The following is a 1,217-nucleotide window of genomic DNA, read 5'->3' as shown; positions in this document are numbered from 1 at the left end:
ACATTGTTTCAATTGGTCGGCGTTTGCGGGGCATCAATATATGGGCAGGGAGCATTCTTCCTGCATAACAAACTCGCAGTCTTTGGCATTTGCGTCGAGGCATCTCTGCATGGCCTTCAGTGCTGCTTGGCCGCGCTGCGGTGCAAATTCGGCGAACAGCTGTTGGCCTTTGGCATCTGCTCCTGTCGTTACGCTGGCGCAGTGGTTGGTGTAGTCAAACATGATTTTGCAGGTGCGGCCGCTTTTTCGGTTGCACGCCTGCAAGGCCATTTGTCTGGCTCTTTGCTTTGAGCTGATGTTGTGGACGGAGGCAAACATGGTTCTGCTGTTCCATTTGTTGCCGTTAGGATTTTCATAATAGGCCACTGCGCCGTAGCGGTTTTCGCGGATCGGCGGCGGGGTGTAGGTCTGGGGTGCCGGCGGGGGTACATAGATGGGTGGGGGCACATAGGTTGGCGGGGAGTAGCTGCCCGAGCCGTAGCCGCCGGGGTTGCGCGGCCCGATGCCGTTCGGGCCGCATTGCCCAGAACCTGCGGGGTCGTAACAAGCCCATGCGCCGGAGGCGGCCAATAACAATAGGGGAAGCAGAAAATAACGTTTGTGCATCATGGTTTTCTCCGTGGGAGGGTTTTGGGGGTTTCAGGCTGCTGCCTTGCTCCGTGCATTGCCGCACAGGCGGGGCGTATCCAGCAGCCGCCGTGTTTGGCGCAAGCCCGCTCTGCCCGCTTTCAGGTAGCCTTTACGGTTGGAAGCCGCGTGCGTGGCTGCGCCACACACCCTACATTATGCGGGCTACGCTTGCTGTAAACAACGCTACTGGTTTCTACATTTTAGCTTCGCTGAAACTCACTTCGTTTGTTTTAACTTCGTTGAAGCTACGCTTTCAGGTAGCCTTTGCGCTTGGTAACTGCGGTTTGCAGGTTGGGCATGGATGCCAGACATTGTTTCAATTGGTCGGCGTTTGCGGGGCGTCAATATATGGGCAGGGAACATTCTTCCTGCATAACAAACTCGCAGCCTTTGGCATTTGCGTCGAGGCAGCTCTGCATGGCCTTCAGTGCTGCTTGGCCGCGCTGCGGTGCAAATTCGGCGAACAGCCTTTGACCTGCTGCAACGTTGCCCGTTGCTACGCTGGCGCAGTGGTTGGTGTAGTCAAAAATGATTTTGCAGGTGCGGCCACTTTTGCGGTTGCACGCCTGCAAGGCCATTTGTCTGGC

Annotated in this window: 2 protein-coding genes; both read right to left on the bottom strand. The window is 56.5% G+C overall.

From position 1 onward, the window contains the following. Positions 1-33: 33 nt before the first annotated feature. Positions 34-609, bottom strand: a complete 576-nt coding sequence (locus tag HMPREF2796_RS06820; RefSeq protein ID WP_141749181.1) for a DUF4189 domain-containing protein — start codon at positions 607-609, stop codon at positions 34-36. Between the two features lie 362 nt (positions 610-971). Next, positions 972-1,217, bottom strand: a 246-nt coding sequence (locus HMPREF2796_RS06815) for a DUF4189 domain-containing protein (protein ID WP_141749203.1), incomplete at its 5' end; no start/stop codon positions are given.

The sequence above is a fragment of the Eikenella sp. HMSC071B05 genome, from assembly GCF_001811325.1.
Taxonomy (GTDB): domain Bacteria; phylum Pseudomonadota; class Gammaproteobacteria; order Burkholderiales; family Neisseriaceae; genus Eikenella; species Eikenella corrodens.
Note: the sequence above shows the minus strand (reverse complement) of the source record. Positions and strands in the feature narration are given on the sequence as shown.